The following is a 16,624-nucleotide window of genomic DNA, read 5'->3' on the forward strand; positions in this document are numbered from 1 at the left end:
ATACCCCCTATATCGCGGCGTCCTTTGTTGAAGGAGACCCCAATGGGCTACAAGGTCGTTGTCGCCGGCGCCACGGGGAACGTGGGCCGTGAAATGCTGAACATCCTGGCCGAGCGCCAGTTTCCTGCTGATGAGGTTGTCGCTCTGGCTTCGCGCCGGAGCATTGGCACCGAGGTCAGCTATGGCGACAAGACCCTGAAATGCAAGGACATCGAGGGGTTCGACTTCACCGGCTACGACATCGCGCTGTTTGCCATCGGCTCGGACGCGACCAAGACCTATGCGCCGATCGCCGCCTCGCAGGGCTGCGTGGTGATCGACAACTCGTCGCTTTACCGCTATGACCCCGAGATCCCGCTGGTCGTGCCGGAAGTGAACCCCGACGCGGTCGAGGATTACCGCAACAAGATGATCATCGCCAATCCCAACTGCTCGACCGCGCAGATGGTGGTGGCGCTGAAGCCGCTGCATGACCGGGCGCGGATCAAGCGCGTCGTCGTCTCGACCTACCAGTCGGTCTCGGGCGCCGGCAAAGAGGGCATGGACGAGCTGTGGAACCAGACCAAGGGCGTCTATGTCCCGGGTCAGGAGGTCGAGCCGAAAAAGTTCCAGAAGCAGATCGCCTTCAACGTGATCCCGCAGATCGACGTGTTCATGGACAGCGGCGACACCAAGGAAGAATGGAAGATGGTGGTCGAGACCAAGAAGATCGTTGATCCGGCGATCAAGGTCACGGCGACCTGCGTGCGCGTGCCGGTCTTCGTCGGCCATTCGGAATCGGTGAATATCGAGTTCGAGGATTTCCTGGACGAGGACGAGGCCCGCGACATCCTGCGCGAGGCGCCGGGCGTGCTGGTCATCGACAAGCGCGAGCCGGGCGGCTACTCGACCCCGGTGGAATGCGTGGGCGATTTCGCCACCTTCGTCAGCCGCATCCGCCAAGACGTGACGGTGGAAAACGGCCTGAACATGTGGATCGTCAGCGACAACCTGCGCAAGGGCGCGGCGCTGAACGCGGTGCAAATCGCCGAGCTGCTGGGCAATCGCTGCCTGAAGAAGGGCTGATCCGATAGGGAGTATGCAAGGGCGCCCCCGCGGGTTTCGCGGGGGCGCCCTCTTGCATTTCGGCGCCCCCTCGCAGAGCTTGGCCGGGTCATGCCAAGGGGGGTCCGATGCGCCATCTGCTGATTTCCACCGCCATCCTGCTGGCCGGCCCCGCCCTGGCCGACCGGATCGAGACAACGGCCCGCGTCACCGAGGTCACCGTCTATCCCTGGGGCGCCGGCGTCACCCGCGAGGCCGACCTGGACCTGCCCGCCGGCGCGCATGAGCTGGTGATCCCCGGCATGCCCGCGGGTCTCGACCCCGCCAGCCTGCGCATTTCGGCCGAGGGCGCGGTGATCGGCGCAACCGGCTTCCAGCAGGAACGCGCCCTGCCGGAAACCCCGGCGAAATCCCCCGAACTGCGCGCCGCCGAGGACGAGGTCCGCCGCCTGAAGGCCGCGCTGGCCGAGCGCGATGCCGGCGTGGCCGAGATCAAGGCACGGGCCGAGGCGGCCGAGGACAGCATCGCGTTCCTGATGAAGCTGGCCGAATCCGACGCCGCCAGCACCACCGACATCGCCGCCCTGACCCGCATGGTGGGCGAGCAGTTGCTGCAAGCGCGCCGGACCGCCATCCGCGCCAGGCTCGAGGCCGAGGCCGCCGATGCGGGGCGCGAGGAACTGGCCGAGGAGCTGGCCCGCGCCGAGGCCCGGCTCGAGGCGCTGCGCGGCCCGGATGCGAATCGCGGCGCGCTGGTGATCGCCGTGCAGGGGCAGGGCCAGCCGGCCCGCATCCGCATCACCAGCCTGACCGGCGCGGCGAGCTGGAGGCCGGTCTACGACCTCACCCTGCAGCGCAAGGAGGGCAGGCTGCGGCTGGATCGCGGCTTGCTGGTGCGGCAGGATACCGGCGAGGACTGGCGCGGCGTGCATCTGGTCCTGTCCACCGCCCGGCCGATGGACCAGTCGGCGCCCAGCGAGTTGCAGCCGGATTTCCCGCGCATCGGCGACCCCGAGGCCAAGCTTTACAGCCGCTCGGCCGCGCCCATGGCCGAAGCCGCCATGGATTCGATGGAACGCGTCGCCGCCGCGCCGGCGCCCGTGGCCGGCGCGGCCCTGACCGGCCTGATGGGCGAAACCGTGGTCTATGACTATCCGACGCCGGTGGATATGCGCACCGGCGCCGATGCGCTGCGCCTGCCGCTGGATCGGCACGAACTGGCGCCCGAGATCGTCGCCGAGGCGGTGCCGCGACGCGACGACACCGCCTATCTGGTGGCGGATACGGTGAACTCCACCGGGGCGGTGATCCTGCCGGGCGACGCGAGCTTCTATGCCGATGGCGCCATGGTCGGGCGCGGCGCGCTGGACCTGACCGCCGCCGGGGACGACATGAAGCTGGGTTTCGGCCCGCTGACCGGCATCCAGCTGGAACGCCGCGTCCCCGACGAGATCGAGGGTAATCGCGGGCTGATCTCGAAATCCTCGGAGCGGCGGGAAACCGCGATCCTGATGGTGCGCAACCTGACGGGCGAAGAATGGCCGCTGCGGGTGATCGACCGCGTGCCGGTCTCGACCCAGGAAAACCTGCGCATCGACTGGTCCGCCGATCCCAACCCCGACGAAACCGACCCGGACGGCAAGCGCGGGCTCCTGGTCTGGAACGGCCGGATCGGCGCGGGGGAGGAGCGCAACATCACCCTGACCACCACGATGCGCTGGCCCGAGGGGCAGGTGCTGATCGGCGGCGACTAGGCGCCTTGCCCGCCGGCAGGGGCAGCGAAGGCTGTTCAGACCCTTCACGCTTTCGGTCGACGGGTCGATGATGCGCAGCCCGGCGGGGATCGGGATCGCCGGCGACGATGCCATAGCCCCTATCGCCGCGCCGGTGCCGGGCGATGGCGACATCCTGCAGGGCGGCGGCCGGCGCATCTTGGCCCAAGCCGGCCTGCCCCGATGACGCCCGCCATGATTGCCCCCGCGACGCGGCGAGGATGTCGGGGGCGCGATGCGACGGCTGCCTGCGCGCCTTACAGCGCCAGTTCGCCCCGCTCCAGCGCCTCGGCCAGCCGGTCCACGGCTTCGGCCAGCCGCTCGTCGACCAGGTGCAGATAGCGTGTCCAGTCCGAGAGCTGCGCCAGTTCCTCGGCCCCGTCCGAAATGCCGCGCAACCCGATCATCGGCAGGCCGTAACGCTGGCAGGCGCGCAGCACCGCAAAGCTTTCCATATCGACCATATCGGCGGCAATGGCGTCATAGGCGGCACCGCTGACGATGCTGGCCCCGGTCGCCAGGCTGGCCGAGGCGAGGCCGGGGATCTGCAAGGGCAAATCCACGCGCACCGGCAGGCCCGAAAGCGGCGTCTCGCCCCTGGCGAAACCCAGGGCCGAGGCATCCATGTCGCGATATTCCAGCGAGGCGACCTGGTAGACGCCCAGCTGCGCAAGCCGGCGCGAACCGGCAGAGCCCAGCGAGACCACCAGATCCGGCAACGCGCCCCGCGCCTCCAGGCCCGAGAGCGCCGCGGTCAGCGCCACCGCCGCCTCGACCGGGCCGACGCCGGTCATCAGCGGCGAGATCCGCGCCCGCAGCTGCGGGCCGTATTCGGCATCCACGGCCATGACGAACAGCACCCGCCGCCCGGCCAGAAGATCGGGCCCCGCAGTCACCGCCGTTCCCCCGCATTCGCCATCCGCCCGCTTGCCGCCATGACCCCTCTCCGACAGGTTTCGGCCAAAGAAGCGCAGCCGCGCCCGCGGGGCAAGACCCGATCAGCCGGTCAGGGCGCGCTGCATCGCCGTATTTCCGGCCGGCTCGGGCTTCTCGGCCGCGCCGGGCAGTTCGCGCCCGACCGGCAGGCTGGGCACCGGGGCGGCAAAGCTGAGCAGCAGGCGGGCGCCGGACAGTCCGCGCAGCCCCCAGGACAACAGCCCGCCCGCCGGCCCGGCCATGGCGCCGCGCAGCGGTTCCTCCGGCAGCGCCGCGTTCAGCGCCTCGCGCAGGGCGACCAGGCCGGGGCTGGCACCGCAGGCCTGGGTCCAGACCTGGACATGGCCCTCCAGCGTGCCGGGGGCGGCGGCGCCCCAAAGCTCGGCATAGCGGCGGTTCGAGATCAGCAGCTCGCCATTGGCGGCAAAGACCGCCACCGCATCCTCAAGCGCGTCCAGCACCTCGGCGCCCAGCGACAGGTCGGCACGGAACTTGCGGGTCAGCGAGATTTCCGAGGTGATGTCCTCGAACAGGAAGGCCACCGCGCCGTCGGGATGCGGCCGGCCGGTCACGCGATAGGTCTGCCCGCCGGGCAGCGACCACATCTCGACATGGTGCCCCGAGGAGGCCGCGGCCTCCAGCGTGCTCATCTGGTTGCGCCAGCTGCGATAGTCCTTGGGCTCGGGCACCATCCGCGCCTCGCGCAACCGGTCCAGGAAGGCGTAAAGCGTCGGCCGCGCGGTCAGGAAGCCGGTGGCAAGCCCGGTCAGGTCGATCAGCGCCGGGTTGAACAGCTGCAGGTTGCGCTCGCGGTCAAAGATCGCCAGCCCGATGGGCAGGTCGGCAAAGGTCTTGGTCAGGGTCTGGACGAATTCGCGCAGCGAGCGTTCGGCCCGCACCGCCGCATCGGCGGGCAGGGCGATGGCGACGGTCTGCCCGCCGATCTCGTGCAGGTGGCAATCATACCAGCGGCTCTGCCCGTCATGTTCGATCTGCATCCGCCGCGCCCCGCCGGGAGCGGCAGGCTGGGCCGGCCGGGCCGCGAGGTCGATGATCCGCGGCAGGGGCCAGACCGTCTGTCCCTGGGCCTTGGCCTCGGCCAGGTTCAGATAGGCGGAATTGGCCCAGGTGACCTGGCCCTGCACATCCTGCCGCCAGGCCAGCATCGGCGAATGGTCCATGGCGCTGCGCAGGATTTCCAGCTCCTGCTCCATGGCATGCAGGGACAGCGAATCGACCAGGATGCCGGCATCCTCGGCCGCCGGGTCGGCAAGCGTCAGCCGCAGCAGCCCCTCGCCCAGATCCTCGGCCAGAAGCCGCAGCGGGCTGTGGCCTCCGCGCTCTTGCAATTCGACCCGCGCGGCTCCGCCCAGGTCGGGCAGCAGCGCACCGAACTCCGGCAGGCGCATGCCCAGCCATGCGCTGAGCCGTTGCCATTCGCTGTCGCCCGGCAGGCTGGCCAGCAGGGTGCGCGCCGGCGCGGTCGCATCGACCAGCGTCCCGTTGCGGAACAGGAAGGCGATGGGTTCAAGCGCGCGCTCCAATCCGCGCGCCGCCGGCGCTGCGGCAAGACGCCGGTCCGCCAGGCGCAGCGCCGCCAGCGCCAGCAGGATCGCCAGCCCCGCCGCCGCAAAGGCGATAAGGAATTGCGCAACCATCGAAGCATCCCCGAACGATACAGCCAGATACAACTATAACGGGATGTTTTAAGAAGTGGTTAACGCAACCGGGGATCAGGCCAGAATCTCGGGGTTGGGCCCCAGGGCGGCGCGATTGCCGGTCTCGATCATGTCGCGCGGCCATGTCACCAGGATCTCGGCGCCGCCCTTGGCGCCATTGGCAAAGCGCAGCCGCGCGCCCGAGCGTTCCAACAGCGCCTTGGCGATGAACAGGCCCAGCCCCATGCCTTCGTAGCTGCGGCCATCCTCGGCCCGCGGGCGGGTGGTCAGGAAGGGGCTGCCGATGCGCGGCAGCAGCGCGGGCGGAAAGCCCGGCCCGTCATCGGCGATCCGCACCCACAGGTCGCGGCGGTCCGCGCCGGTTTCGATGGTCACGCGCCGGGCGGCGAAATCGACGGCATTCTGGATCAGGTTGCGCAGCCCGTGGATCACCGCGGCGTCGCGCTGGACGATCAGCGGCTCGGGTGCGGGCTGGACCACGATCTCGGCGCCGCGGCCATGATGCGGGGCGGCGGCCTCGGCCAGCACCTCGGTCAGCGGGGCCGAGCGGATCAGCAGGTCGTCTCGCCCGGCGCTGCCCATGGATTTCAGGATGTCGCGGCAGCGGTCGGCGGATTGGCGCAGCAGGGCGACATCCTCGGCCAGATCCTCGCGTTCGGGCAGGGCCTCGGCCAGCTCGTCGGCCAGCTCGGCGCCGACCAGCTTGATCGTGGCCAGCGGCGTGCCCAGCTCATGCGCGGCGGCGGCGACCACCCCGCCCAGATGTTGCAGCCTTTGTTCGCGCTCAAGCGCAAGGCGGGCGGCGAACAGCGCGTCCGAGGTGGCATTGACCTGGGCCGCCACCAGCCGGGCATAGCCGGCAAAGAACACCGCGCCGATCACGATGGCGAACCAATGCCCGACCAGCAGCGGCTCGCGCAGCGCCACCAGCCCCTCCGGGCCGAAGGTCAGCGGCTGCGCACAGATCGCCGACAGCGTGACCATCAGGAAGGTGGCGGCCCCCAGCGCCAGCAGCTGCCGCGGCGGCAGGGCGGTGGCCGCGACCGTCACCGGCGCCAGCAAAAGCAGCGCGAAGGGATTGGCAAGCCCGCCGGTCAGCGCCAGCAGCGCCGCCACCTGCCCCAGGTCGAAGCCCAGCTGCCAGGCCGCCTCGTGGGCCGAGATGCGCCGGTCCGGCCGCGTCGTCAGCGCCAGGTTCAGCGCCACCGCCAGGCCGATCACCGCCAGCACCGCCGCCAGCGGGAAATCCGCCCCGATCGCCAGCGCCGCGCCCACGGCGGCCAGCTGGCCGGTGATCGCCACCCAGCGCAGCAGGATCAGGGTGCGCAGGCGGATCGGCTCGGGCGCGGGCTGGCCGGGCAGCGGGTGGATGCGGCGGAAAACAAGACCGAAGGGCACGCGGGGGTCTTTCTGATGGGGACGGGCTTTGGCATTGATACCCATGGCCGGATGGGCGATCAATGCGTCCAAGCGGACGGAGACGCGCCTGATGGGCAAAGACGGAACGATCCTGATCCTCGGCAGCCTGGCCGCAGTCCTGGTGCTGGTGACGGGCGGGCTGTGGCTGTCGCGCGGCGGGGCCGATCCCTTTGCCCCCTGCCGCCAGAGCGGCGTCCAGAGCGGGCTGGACAGCCTGGGCGCGCCTTTCGAGTTGACCGATCAGGACGGGCGGCGGGTCAGCGACCGGCAGGTGCTGGCGCAGCCGGCGCTGGTTTATTTCGGCTATACCTATTGCCCGGATGTCTGCCCCCTGGACAGCGCCCGCAATGCCGAGGCCGTGGCGATGCTGGAGGAACGGGGCATAATGGTCACGCCGGTCTTCATTTCCGTGGATCCCAAACGCGACACCCCCGAGGTTCTGGGCGATTTTGCCGAAACCATGCATGAACGCATGATCGGATTGACCGGAACCCCGGCCGAGATCGATGCGGTCGCGAAAGCCTGGCGCAACTATTACAAGGTGAATGACCAGGAGGATCCGCAGAACTATCTGGTGGATCACATGACCAATACCTATCTTGTGATTCCCGGTATCGGCACTGTCGAACTCTTCGGCCGCGAGCTTTCCGCGCAGAAACTGGCGGAACGCACCGCCTGTTTCATTGACGCAGCGTCAGGCAACGGGGTTTGACCGACTGGACAAAACACTCTAATCAACAGTGAACTTTCAAGGGCAAGTGAATATGGCAGAGGATTACCAAATCGGTCCCGACCCCAGCCTGCTTCTGGTCGACGACGACGAGATCTTTCTGAACCGTTTGGCCCGTGCGATGGAAAAACGCGGTTTCTCGGTCGCCCGCGCCGTCTCGGTCGCCGAGGCGCGGACGGCGGTGGCCGAACACCCGCCGGCCTATGCGGTGGTCGATCTGCGGCTTGAGGATGGCAACGGGCTTGATGTGGTGGATGCCCTGCGCGAGGCGCGCGCGGATGCCCGGATCGTCGTGCTGACCGGCTATGGCGCCATCGCGACGGCGGTGGCTGCGGTCAAGATGGGGGCGACGGATTACCTGTCGAAACCCGCGGATGCCGACGACGTGACCCACGCGCTCCTGGCGCGGGGCGAGACCTTGCCCCCTCCGCCCGAAACGCCGATGTCGGCCGACCGGGTACGCTGGGAACATATCCAGCGCGTCTATGAGCAATGCGACCGCAATGTCAGTGAAACGGCGCGCCGCCTGCATATGCACAGGCGGACTCTCCAGCGGATTTTGGCCAAACGCAGCCCGCGTTAATAATCCGGTTCTCAAAAAAGATTGCAATCCATATTGGAATGCAAATAGTGAGAATACATACTGCCAAAACCAGGGATAACGATATGAGCATTGATCTGGACGCAATGTCCTTGCGGGAACTTCGGGATCTGCGCAACAAGCTCGACCGCGCCATTTCCACCTTCGAGGATCGTCGCAAGCGCGAGGCGCTGGCGGCTGCCGAAAGTGCGGCGCGCGAATATGGCTTCAACCTTGCCGATCTGACCGTCGCCAAGCAGGCGCGCGGCAAGGTGGCGCCGAAATACGCCAATCCTGCCGATCCCTCGCAGACCTGGACCGGCCGCGGCCGCAAGCCGCGCTGGGTGCAAGAGGCACTGGATGCCGGCAAGAAACTGGACGCCATGGAAATCTGAACCCAAAGCCCCGTATCCCGGATGCGGGGCTTTTTCCATCGCGATCACGGCTTGCGGTCGATTTCCGCAATAAGTTCGGAAAAGCGCGATAAAAACGCATTGCGCGTTTCCAGGGGCCGGCGCAGGCGTATTTCCAGCCCCTGCAGCAATTCGGGCCGCGGCGCAGGAAACAGGCGATCCGCCTCGGCCCTGGAAAACCCGGCGATCTGCACGGCCTCCAGCCAGGCCGAGATCCGGTCGGCCCGCTTGATCGCGCGCTTGACCGCCGCCGGCAATTGCGCGGGCAGGCCGAAGCGGCGGTGGATCGCCGCCGCCAGCCGCGCATCCATTTCCCCGTATTCCCGCCCAAGCGCCGCCTTCACCGGAGAGATCATGTCGCCAATGACATATTCCGGCGCGTCGTGCAGCAGCGCCGCCAGCCGCCAGCGCGGCGCGCAATCGGGGTTGCTGCGGGCGTGGATCTCCTCGACCAGCAGCGAATGCTCGGCCACGCTATAGGCCCAGTCGCCGCGGGTCTGGCCGTTCCAGCGCGCGACGAAGGCCAGCCCATGGGCGATGTCGCCGATCTCGACATCCATCGGCGTCGGGTCCAGAAGATCCAGCCTGCGCCCCGACAGCATCCTCTGCCAGGCCCGTTTCGCGCCTTTCGCCATGCCGCTCTCCGTCTTGTGCCGCGCGAAACTAGCGCCATCCCGGCGGCCGCGCCAGCACCGCACGGGCGACAGTGCCGGGCAAGCGAAAGGCCCGCGGCCGGGGGACCGCGGGCCGAAACCGGCCTGCCTCACGCAGAAGTGATCGGCTCAGGACAGCGGCTGGTCGGCCGGCCGCTGGGCCTGCGCCCGGCGCGCGATCTCCTGGCGGTACAGCGCCACGAAATCCACCGGGTCCATGTTGAAGGGCGGGAAGCCGCCGTCGCGGGTCATGTCCGACACGATGCGCCGCACGAAGGGGAACATCATGCGCGGGCATTCGATCATCAGGAAGGGGTGCAGCTGGTCTTCGGGCACGCCCTCGACATGGAAGATGCCGCCGTAATCCAGCTCGCACAGGAACAGGGGGGCCTTGTCGGCGGCGTTCGCGGATTGCACGCGGAACTTGCTGATCACCTCGTATTGGTGCTCGGTCGGGCGCTTGCGGGCATCCAGGCTGACCTGCACGCTGATTTCCGGCTGCACCTCGCCCGAGGGCAGGCCCTTTTGCGCCACCGCGTTCTCAAAGGACAGGTCGCGGATATATTGCGTCAGGATCTGCATCCGTACGGCCGGCTGCGCGGCGTTCTGGGCCTCGGGCGCGGCTGCGTCGCTGTTATTCTCGTCGCTCATGGAAATCTCCTCGGATCTGAGGGGGTTCTAGCACCCCGCCGCCCGGCGCTCAATGCCGGGTCCAGCCGGAATTGCCGCGCCGAGGAGGCGTCGTGTCGCCCTGGTCCGTCAGCCCTTCGCGCACCGGGCCGGGCGGGTCGTCCTGCACCGAATATTCGCCGTCGATCACCCCGTCCTCGCCTTGGCGCCAGCCCGGACCGCGGCGAAAGCCCGCCGGATCGGCGCCGAAATCGCCCTCGGCACCATAGCTTTGGCGATAGCTGAAGCCGGTGCCCGTCACCCGCATGCGCGAGGCCATCTGCCGCAGGATCAGGCCGCGCACCGCCGGGATCAGCAGCAACAGGCCCAGCGTGCTGGTGAACAGGCCCGGCACCACCATCAGCAGCCCGGCGATCATCACCAGCGCGCCATGCGCCATCGGCCGGCCGGGATCGCGAAAATCCTGCATGGCGCGCTGCACGTCCAGCGCCGCCCGCGCACCCTGGTGGCGCATCACCGCAACGCCGGCCACGGCCGAGGCCAGGACCAGCGCGATGGTGGGCAAAACGCCGATCGCGCCCCCCACCTGGATGAACAGCGCGATCTCGACGATCGGCAGGATCACGAAGGGCAACAACAGCCACATAACGCCTTTTTCCTCCGGCACTTCTATTTCCGGCACCCAAACTGGACTTGGGCCGGTCCCCACCCTACATAAGCATGCGAAAGCGCCGTTACAAAGCTCGTTAGGTCCGTTGATGTCCAACCCCCTGCTGCAACTGCTCGTCCTCGCTGCGATCGCCGTGTTCCTGATCCTGCGCCTGCGCGGGGTTCTTGGCACCCGCGACGGCTTCGAATCGCCGCGCCTCCCCGAGGAGCCGGTGCAGCGCCGCCGCTTCGACGTGATCGACGGCACCGCCGAGGCGGGCGACAGCGACATCGCCGACCATGCCGAACCGGGCAGCCCCGCCGCCAAGGCCCTGGCCGAGATGAAGCGGGTCGAGCCGGATTTCGCCGTGGGCCCGTTCCTGTCCGGCGCGAAATCCGCCTATGAGATGATCCTGATGGCCTTCGAGCGCGGCGACCTGTCCGAGGTGCGCGGCTTCCTGGCGCCGCCGGTGGCCGAGGCCTTCGAATCGGTGATCGAGGATCGCAAGGCCCGCAACCTGACCACCGAGGCGCAGTTCCTGGGCACGCGCGAGACCACGCTGGCCGGCGCCGAGTTCACCCCGGCGACCGGCATGGCCGAACTTTCGGTGCGCTTCGTCGGCGAGATGATCATCGCCACCCGCGACGCTGACGGCAACGTGGTCGAGGGCGATCCCAAGGCCGCCCGCAAGCAGCGCGACACCTGGACCTTCGCCCGCCGCATGGGTCAGGACGACCCGAACTGGCAGCTGGTCGCCACGGCCTGAACCATGGCACGGCGGCGGGGACTCTCGGCCGAGGACAAGGCCCTGTGGTCCCGCGTCGCCGCGACCGCGGTGCCGATGCACCCGGCCCGCAAGCAGGCCGAGCCCGCGCCTGCGCCCCAGCCGCTGAAAAAGCCGCCCGCCATGCCGCAGGCCGCGCCCCTGCCCTTGGCCGGGCTGCGCATCGGCGGGCAGCCCGGCTCGGGCTCGACCCGCCTGGACCTGTCTCCGCCCCCGCGCGAGGCGCTGCATGCCCAGCCCCTGCGCATGGACCACAAGACGCATCGCCAGATGACGCGCGGCAAGCTGGCGCCCGAGGCGCGCATCGACCTGCACGGCATGACCCTAGCCGTGGCCCAGCCGGTGCTGACCCGCTTCATCCTGCAAGCCAAGGCCGAGGGGCGGCGGCTGGTGCTGGTCATCACCGGCAAGGGACGCGAGGGCGGGCCCGACGCGCCGCTGCCGGTCCGGTCCGGCGCGCTGCGCCACAACGTGCCGCATTGGCTGCACATGCCGCCCCTGAACGCCGTGGTGCTGCAGGTCCGCCCCGCACATCGCCGCCATGGCGGCGAGGGCGCCTATTACGTCTACCTGCGCCGCTAGAAGGCCGGCGAGATCACGATCTGCGCCGCCCGCTCGGCATGCAGGGCCGCGCGGGTCAGCGGCCCGACCCCGCCGCCCACATCCGAGGAAAACACGCTGTTCAGCTCCTGCGCCTGCGACAGGATGCGCAAGAGCGCCGGCGAGGTCGCCACGTTGAAATGCCCGTCCCCGGTCGAGAAGGCGCCGACATCGACCAGCATCACCGGCAGGTCCGCCACCGGCCCGGCATCGGTCAGGCTGCCCAGCCGCACCGGCTCGGCCGAGATCAGCGCCGACAGGTTCAGCGCCCGGTCCCGCCCCGATGTGAAGATGACGAAGGGCTGCGGCAGCCTGCCGATGGCCCGGACCTGGGTGCGAAACACGCCCACGTCGATGTCGGGCGACAGCAGCACCACCGCGCCGATCCGGTCCAGGGTGCGGCGCTCGCCGGCGATGGCCATCTGGCGCAGGCTTTCCATCAGCAGCAGCGCGCCCATGGAATGCGCGACCAGGATCGCCCTGCCGCCCCCCGCCTGCGCGGCGATCTCGATGCTGCGCGCCAGCCCGTCGCGGGAATAGAGCACGCTGTCGCGATCCGCGGCATAGGCCAGCGGCTGCCCGCGCGACGGCCACGAGAAATGCAGCGGCACGCCGGGCAGGCGCAGGTCGCGCTCGATCTGGGCAAAGCGATACAAGCCCTCGGCGAAGGTGTTGTTATAGCCATGCACGAACAGCACCACGTCACGGTCGCCCGGCGGGCGGGCGGCAATGGCGCGGCGCAGCTCGGCCTGGAAATCCTCGGGCCGGGCGAAGCGGGCATAGTCCGAGACCAGGAAATCCCGCTGCGGATCGGGTGCCGCGCCCTGGCGGGGATAGGTGATGGTGCCGGGCCGCCGCTCGGGCGGGACCGAGACATCGACGCGGCCGAAGCTGACCCCCTCCTGCCGGCTGCCCGCGGGGGTGCGGTTGGTGGCGATATAGATGCGCTCGACATGGCCAAGCCGCGCCGCCTCGGGGGCGATGGTGATCTCGCCCCGCGGCGCGCAGGCCGCCAGCAGCAGCAACAGCGAAACAAGGATCCGCGCCGGCATGTCCCCCGCCCCTTCGTCTTGCGGGCGACAATGCCACCGCGGCAGGCGCGGGAAAAGCCCTCAGCCGTAATTCGCCTTGGGCCCCGCGAACCACCAGATGATGAAGCCCAGGATCGGCAGGATCGCCACCAGCGCGATCCAGATCAGCTTGGTGGTCATGGTCTCGTTGGTGTTGATGATCGAGGCGATGGCCCAGACATCCAGCACGAAGATGATGATGCCGAAAAGATAGTTCATGCGCGTCCCCCGCCGTTGCGTCATTCCACAACGGCGGGAAGGCGGCGGGGTTCCCTACAGCACATAGCGCGACAGGTCGGTCGAGCGCGCCAGGTCGCCCAGGTGCTTCTCGACAAAGGCCCCGTCCACCACCACCGTCTCGCCAGAACGGTCCGGCGCGCTGAAGGACAGCTCCTCGAACACCCGCTCCATCACCGTGTAAAGCCGCCGCGCGCCGATATTCTCGACCGAGCCGTTCACCTCGGCCGCGATGCGCGCCAAGGCCCGGATGCCGTCCTCGGTGAACTGGACCATCACCCCCTCGGTCGCCATCAGCGCGGTATATTGCCGGGTCAGAGCGTTGTCTGTCTCGGTCAGGATGCGGACGAAGTCCTCTTCGGTCAGCGCGCGCAGTTCGACCCGGATCGGCAGCCGGCCCTGCAATTCCGGCAAGAGGTCCGATGGCTTGGCGATGTGGAACGCGCCCGAGGCGATGAACAGGATATGATCGGTCCTGACCGGTCCGTATTTCGTGGAAACCGTGGTGCCCTCGATCAGCGGCAAGAGGTCGCGCTGCACCCCCTCGCGCGAGACATCGCCGCCGCGGGCGTCGGTCCGCGCGGCCACCTTGTCGATCTCGTCGATGAAGACGATGCCGTTTTCCTGCACCGCCTCCAGCGCGGCAGCCTTGACGGCCTCGTCGTCCAGAAGCTTGTCGGCCTCCTCGGCGATCAGCAGCTCATAGCTTTCCGCCACCGTCACCTTGCGCCGCACCCGGCGGCCGCCAAAGGCCTTCATCAGCCCCGACAGGTCCATCATGCCGCCCATGGCGCCGGGCTGGCCGGGGATCTCCATCATGCCGAGCGGATTGGAATTGTCCTGCACCTCCAGCTCGATCACCGTGTCGTCCAGCTCGCCGCGCTTGAGCTTGTCGCGGAACATCTCGCGGGTCTGCTCGCGCGCGCCCTCGCCGGCCAGGGCGGCGACCACGCGGTCCTCGGCCGATTTATGCGCCCGCGCCTTGACCTCCTCGCGCATGCGCTCGCGGGTCTCGATGACGGCGGCATCGGCCAGGTCGCGGATGATCTGCTCGACGTCGCGGCCGACATAGCCGACCTCGGTGAACTTGGTGGCCTCGACCTTCAGGAAGGGCGCGCGGGCCAGCCTGGCCAGGCGCCGGCTGATCTCGGTCTTGCCGACGCCGGTGGGGCCGATCATCAGGATGTTCTTGGGATAGACCTCGTCGCGCAGGTCGTCGCCCAGCTGCCGGCGCCGCCAGCGGTTGCGCAAGGCCACGGCCACGGCGCGCTTGGCATCCCTTTGCCCGATGATGAAGCGATCCAGTTCGGACACGATTTCGCGCGGGGTCAGGTCGGACATTCGGGGCTCCTGTCTCATTCCGGCATCACTTAAAGCCGGCTCGCCGGTGTTTCAACCAAGCCGCCGGCAAGGACCGCAAACCGCGACGGAACGCACGCCATCCCGGCTTTCTCCGTTTTCCAAATACTCCCGGGGGACGCCCTGCAAGGGCGGGGGGCAGAGCCCCCTTTACCCCAGAATCTCGACGGTCAGATTGCCGTTGGTATAGACGCAGATATCCGCCGCGATCGCCATGGCCTTGCGCGCCACCGCCTCGGCGTCCAGGTCGCTCTCCATCAGCCCGCGCGCCGCGGCCAGGGCGAAATTGCCGCCCGAGCCGATGGCGGCCACGTCATGCTCGGGCTCCAGCACGTCGCCGGCGCCGGTGACGACGAAGATCTCGCGCCCGTCGGTCACGATCAGCATGGCCTCCAGGTTGCGCAGATACTTGTCCATGCGCCAGTCCTTGGCCAGATCGACGCAGGCCCGCGCCAACTGGCCGGGCGCCGCCTCCAGCTTCTTCTCCAGCCGTTCCAGCAGGGTGAAGGCATCGGCGGTCGAGCCGGCAAAGCCCACCACCACGTCATGCCCGCCGGGGCTCAGCCGGCGCACCTTGCGCGCCGTGCCCTTCATCACCGTCTGGCCGACGCTGACCTGGCCGTCCCCGGCGACGACCACGCGGCCGCCGCGCCGAACCGCCAGGATGGTGGTGCCGTGCCAGCCGGGAAATTTGTCTTCGGACATGCCTCTCTCCGATCTCTCGCCTGTCGCGTCAGATATGGGCCGGGTGCGGCTTTCGCAACCCGCCCCTTCCGCCGCGCCGTCCCAGCCGCTAGCGTGCCGGCCATGACCCATGCCCCCGTCCTGCGCGTCTACCTGGAAGGCTCGATGCTGGAAACCGCGCGCGCGGGCAGCTTCAATTTCCTGACCGTGCTGCGCCGGGCGGTCGAGGCCAGGGGCTGGCGCGTCGAATGGCACCAGACCGGCACCTTGGCCCGCATGGCCGCGCCCCTGCGGGACGGCTATGCGCTGTTTCACATGGAGGCGCCGACGCATGCGCGCGCCCTGACCTTTCGCCGCGCCTATCACTATCCGTTCTGGCAGATCGAGCCGGTGCCGCAGCGCTGGCGCTTTGCCGTGGCACAGAGACACTACGACCCCACGGCGGTCGATCCCGAACCGGCCCGCGCGTTTGCCGAGCGGCTGCGCGCCCGCGTCCTGCCCGGTCCGCCGCCCCGGCGCGGCGACACGATCCTGGTGCCGCTGCAAGGCCATATCCGCCGCTGCCGCTCGTTCCAGACCATGAGCCCGGTCGAGATGCTGAAGGCCATCGCCGCCACCGGCCGGCCCACTGTCGCCACGCTGCATCCCAGGGAAAGCTATGACGAGGCCGACCGCGCGGCGCTGGCCGAACTGGCGGCGCGCCACCCGAACCTGCGGATCGGCGGCGACACCGCGCAGCTGCTGCGCGACTGCGCCTTCGTCGCCACGCAGAACAGCGCGGTGGCCTTCGACGGCTACCTGCTGGGCAAGCCGGCGGTGCTGTTCGGGCAGATCGACTTTCACCATATCGGCCTGAACGTCGCCGAGCTGGGCGCAGCGCAAGCCCTGGCGCGCGCCGAAAGCCATGCGCCGGATTTCGACCGCTACCTGTTCTGGTTTCTTCAGCAGAACGCCATCAACGCCACGCTGCCCGATGCCGAGGCGCGGATCCTGGCGGCGATGCGCCGGGGCGGCTGGCCGATCGGCGCCGCCCCCGGCACTTAGGGATCAGATGGATTCGTCGATCCAGGCCTTCAGCGCGGCCTTGGGGGCGGCGCCGATCTTGTTCGACACGACCTGGCCGTCCTTGAACAGGAACAGCGCCGGGATGCCGCGGACGCCAAGCGCGGCGGGGCTTTCCGGGTTCTCGTCCACATTGACCTTCACGATCTTGACGCGGCCCTCGTATTCGGCGGCGAGTTCCTCCAGCGAGGGGCCGATCTGGCGGCAGGGACCGCACCATTCGGCCCAGAAGTCGACCACGACCGGGGTCGGGGACTGGCGGACTTCGCTGTCGAACTCGGCGTCGGAAACGGCTTGGGTATTGGCCATCGGGCTCTCCTGCA

General features: G+C 68.9%; 19 protein-coding genes. 8 read left to right on the forward strand and 11 right to left on the reverse strand.

The window, feature by feature from the left end; genetic code table 11:
• Positions 1-42: 42 nt before the first annotated feature.
• A complete protein-coding gene (locus ACDP63_RS06505) occupies positions 43-1,065 on the forward strand; it encodes an aspartate-semialdehyde dehydrogenase (protein WP_024842767.1) in 1,023 nt (340 codons plus the stop codon).
• Positions 1,066-1,172: 107 nt separating this feature from the next.
• Positions 1,173-2,798, forward strand: a complete 1,626-nt coding sequence (locus tag ACDP63_RS06510) for a mucoidy inhibitor MuiA family protein (RefSeq protein WP_409927867.1) — start codon at positions 1,173-1,175, stop codon at positions 2,796-2,798.
• Between the two features lie 275 nt (positions 2,799-3,073).
• Here the strand turns inward: ACDP63_RS06510 and ACDP63_RS06515 are convergent, their stop codons facing one another.
• From ACDP63_RS06515 to ACDP63_RS06525, 3 genes are all read right to left on the reverse strand, one after another.
• Positions 3,074-3,712, reverse strand: a complete 639-nt coding sequence (locus ACDP63_RS06515; RefSeq protein ID WP_147427419.1) for a 5'-methylthioadenosine/S-adenosylhomocysteine nucleosidase — start codon at positions 3,710-3,712, stop codon at positions 3,074-3,076.
• 102 nt (positions 3,713-3,814) lie between these two features.
• Positions 3,815-5,410 carry a PAS-domain containing protein gene (locus ACDP63_RS06520; RefSeq protein ID WP_024842770.1) on the reverse strand — a complete coding sequence of 532 codons (1,596 nt, stop codon included), beginning with the start codon at positions 5,408-5,410 and terminating at the stop codon, positions 3,815-3,817.
• A 75-nt stretch (positions 5,411-5,485) separates the two neighbouring features.
• Entirely contained in the window at positions 5,486-6,829 is a 1,344-nt protein-coding gene (locus tag ACDP63_RS06525; protein WP_024842771.1) for an ActS/PrrB/RegB family redox-sensitive histidine kinase, read from the reverse strand.
• Between the two features lie 91 nt (positions 6,830-6,920).
• Here ACDP63_RS06525 and ACDP63_RS06530 point away from each other — a divergent pair, with 91 nt between their 5' ends.
• From ACDP63_RS06530 to ACDP63_RS06540, 3 genes are all read left to right on the forward strand, one after another.
• Entirely contained in the window at positions 6,921-7,562 is a 642-nt protein-coding gene (locus ACDP63_RS06530; RefSeq protein ID WP_024842772.1) for an SCO family protein, read from the forward strand.
• Between the two features lie 52 nt (positions 7,563-7,614).
• Positions 7,615-8,163: an ActR/PrrA/RegA family redox response regulator transcription factor gene (locus ACDP63_RS06535; RefSeq protein ID WP_024842773.1), complete on the forward strand. Its 549-nt coding sequence runs from the start codon at positions 7,615-7,617 to the stop codon at positions 8,161-8,163.
• Positions 8,164-8,246: 83 nt separating this feature from the next.
• Positions 8,247-8,555: an H-NS family nucleoid-associated regulatory protein gene (locus ACDP63_RS06540; RefSeq protein ID WP_024842774.1), complete on the forward strand. Its 309-nt coding sequence runs from the start codon at positions 8,247-8,249 to the stop codon at positions 8,553-8,555.
• A 44-nt stretch (positions 8,556-8,599) separates the two neighbouring features.
• Here ACDP63_RS06540 and ACDP63_RS06545 read toward each other — a convergent pair whose 3' ends face one another.
• The 3 genes from ACDP63_RS06545 to ACDP63_RS06555 form a co-directional block, all read right to left on the reverse strand.
• Entirely contained in the window at positions 8,600-9,208 is a 609-nt protein-coding gene (locus ACDP63_RS06545) for an HD domain-containing protein (RefSeq protein ID WP_409927868.1), read from the reverse strand.
• Between the two features lie 147 nt (positions 9,209-9,355).
• Positions 9,356-9,877 carry a protein-export chaperone SecB gene (secB, locus tag ACDP63_RS06550; protein ID WP_024842776.1) on the reverse strand — a complete coding sequence of 174 codons (522 nt, stop codon included), beginning with the start codon at positions 9,875-9,877 and terminating at the stop codon, positions 9,356-9,358.
• Positions 9,878-9,926: 49 nt separating this feature from the next.
• On the reverse strand, positions 9,927-10,502 hold the full coding sequence (locus ACDP63_RS06555; protein ID WP_024842777.1) for an FxsA family protein: 576 nt from the start codon (positions 10,500-10,502) through the stop codon (positions 9,927-9,929).
• A 112-nt stretch (positions 10,503-10,614) separates the two neighbouring features.
• Here ACDP63_RS06555 and ACDP63_RS06560 point away from each other — a divergent pair, with 112 nt between their 5' ends.
• Both ACDP63_RS06560 and ACDP63_RS06565 read left to right on the forward strand, forming a co-directional pair.
• Entirely contained in the window at positions 10,615-11,271 is a 657-nt protein-coding gene (locus tag ACDP63_RS06560; RefSeq protein WP_409927869.1) for a Tim44/TimA family putative adaptor protein, read from the forward strand.
• Positions 11,272-11,274: 3 nt separating this feature from the next.
• On the forward strand, positions 11,275-11,871 hold the full coding sequence (locus tag ACDP63_RS06565; RefSeq protein WP_024842779.1) for a Smr/MutS family protein: 597 nt from the start codon (positions 11,275-11,277) through the stop codon (positions 11,869-11,871).
• On the opposite strand, the gene ACDP63_RS06570 is transcribed toward ACDP63_RS06565, so the two are convergent.
• The 4 genes from ACDP63_RS06570 to hslV form a co-directional block, all read right to left on the reverse strand.
• Positions 11,868-12,941 (reverse strand): alpha/beta hydrolase, encoded by a 1,074-nt coding sequence (locus ACDP63_RS06570; protein ID WP_024842780.1) that lies wholly within the window; start codon positions 12,939-12,941, stop codon positions 11,868-11,870. The two genes, ACDP63_RS06565 and ACDP63_RS06570, sit on opposite strands and share 4 nt — an antisense overlap.
• Before the next feature lie 60 nt (positions 12,942-13,001).
• Entirely contained in the window at positions 13,002-13,178 is a 177-nt protein-coding gene (locus tag ACDP63_RS06575; protein WP_074990552.1) for a PLD nuclease N-terminal domain-containing protein, read from the reverse strand.
• Positions 13,179-13,232: 54 nt separating this feature from the next.
• Positions 13,233-14,537: an ATP-dependent protease ATPase subunit HslU gene (hslU, locus tag ACDP63_RS06580; protein WP_024842781.1), complete on the reverse strand. Its 1,305-nt coding sequence runs from the start codon at positions 14,535-14,537 to the stop codon at positions 13,233-13,235.
• A 168-nt stretch (positions 14,538-14,705) separates the two neighbouring features.
• Positions 14,706-15,260 (reverse strand): ATP-dependent protease subunit HslV, encoded by a 555-nt coding sequence (gene hslV, locus ACDP63_RS06585; protein ID WP_024842782.1) that lies wholly within the window; start codon positions 15,258-15,260, stop codon positions 14,706-14,708.
• Positions 15,261-15,362: 102 nt separating this feature from the next.
• On the opposite strand from hslV, the gene ACDP63_RS06590 reads away from it, so the two are divergent.
• Entirely contained in the window at positions 15,363-16,283 is a 921-nt protein-coding gene (locus ACDP63_RS06590; RefSeq protein WP_024842783.1) for a hypothetical protein, read from the forward strand.
• A 3-nt stretch (positions 16,284-16,286) separates the two neighbouring features.
• Here ACDP63_RS06590 and trxA read toward each other — a convergent pair whose 3' ends face one another.
• Positions 16,287-16,610 (reverse strand): thioredoxin, encoded by a 324-nt coding sequence (gene trxA / locus ACDP63_RS06595; protein ID WP_011749068.1) that lies wholly within the window; start codon positions 16,608-16,610, stop codon positions 16,287-16,289.
• Positions 16,611-16,624 lie beyond the last annotated feature (14 nt).

This window comes from Paracoccus sp. P2, from assembly GCF_046335115.1.
Taxonomy (GTDB): domain Bacteria; phylum Pseudomonadota; class Alphaproteobacteria; order Rhodobacterales; family Rhodobacteraceae; genus Paracoccus; species Paracoccus pantotrophus.

Excerpts from the sequence above, each read along its gene's own strand:
- ACDP63_RS06505 (WP_024842767.1), top strand. The coding sequence starts at position 43 with ATGGGCTACAAGGTCGTTGTCGCCGGCGCCACGGGGAACGTGGGCCGT.
- ACDP63_RS06510 (WP_409927867.1), top strand. The coding sequence starts at position 1,173 with ATGCGCCATCTGCTGATTTCCACCGCCATCCTGCTGGCCGGCCCCGCC.
- ACDP63_RS06520 (WP_024842770.1), bottom strand. The coding sequence starts at position 5,410 with ATGGTTGCGCAATTCCTTATCGCCTTTGCGGCGGCGGGGCTGGCGATC.
- ACDP63_RS06530 (WP_024842772.1), top strand. The coding sequence starts at position 6,921 with ATGGGCAAAGACGGAACGATCCTGATCCTCGGCAGCCTGGCCGCAGTC.
- ACDP63_RS06535 (WP_024842773.1), top strand. The coding sequence starts at position 7,615 with ATGGCAGAGGATTACCAAATCGGTCCCGACCCCAGCCTGCTTCTGGTC.
- ACDP63_RS06540 (WP_024842774.1), top strand. The coding sequence starts at position 8,247 with ATGAGCATTGATCTGGACGCAATGTCCTTGCGGGAACTTCGGGATCTG.
- ACDP63_RS06545 (WP_409927868.1), bottom strand. The coding sequence starts at position 9,208 with ATGGCGAAAGGCGCGAAACGGGCCTGGCAGAGGATGCTGTCGGGGCGC.
- secB (WP_024842776.1), bottom strand. The coding sequence starts at position 9,877 with ATGAGCGACGAGAATAACAGCGACGCAGCCGCGCCCGAGGCCCAGAAC.
- ACDP63_RS06555 (WP_024842777.1), bottom strand. The coding sequence starts at position 10,502 with ATGTGGCTGTTGTTGCCCTTCGTGATCCTGCCGATCGTCGAGATCGCG.
- ACDP63_RS06560 (WP_409927869.1), top strand. The coding sequence starts at position 10,615 with ATGTCCAACCCCCTGCTGCAACTGCTCGTCCTCGCTGCGATCGCCGTG.
- ACDP63_RS06565 (WP_024842779.1), top strand. The coding sequence starts at position 11,275 with ATGGCACGGCGGCGGGGACTCTCGGCCGAGGACAAGGCCCTGTGGTCC.
- ACDP63_RS06570 (WP_024842780.1), bottom strand. The coding sequence starts at position 12,941 with ATGCCGGCGCGGATCCTTGTTTCGCTGTTGCTGCTGCTGGCGGCCTGC.
- ACDP63_RS06575 (WP_074990552.1), bottom strand. The coding sequence starts at position 13,178 with ATGAACTATCTTTTCGGCATCATCATCTTCGTGCTGGATGTCTGGGCC.
- hslU (WP_024842781.1), bottom strand. The coding sequence starts at position 14,537 with ATGTCCGACCTGACCCCGCGCGAAATCGTGTCCGAACTGGATCGCTTC.
- hslV (WP_024842782.1), bottom strand. The coding sequence starts at position 15,260 with ATGTCCGAAGACAAATTTCCCGGCTGGCACGGCACCACCATCCTGGCG.
- ACDP63_RS06590 (WP_024842783.1), top strand. The coding sequence starts at position 15,363 with ATGACCCATGCCCCCGTCCTGCGCGTCTACCTGGAAGGCTCGATGCTG.
- trxA (WP_011749068.1), bottom strand. The coding sequence starts at position 16,610 with ATGGCCAATACCCAAGCCGTTTCCGACGCCGAGTTCGACAGCGAAGTC.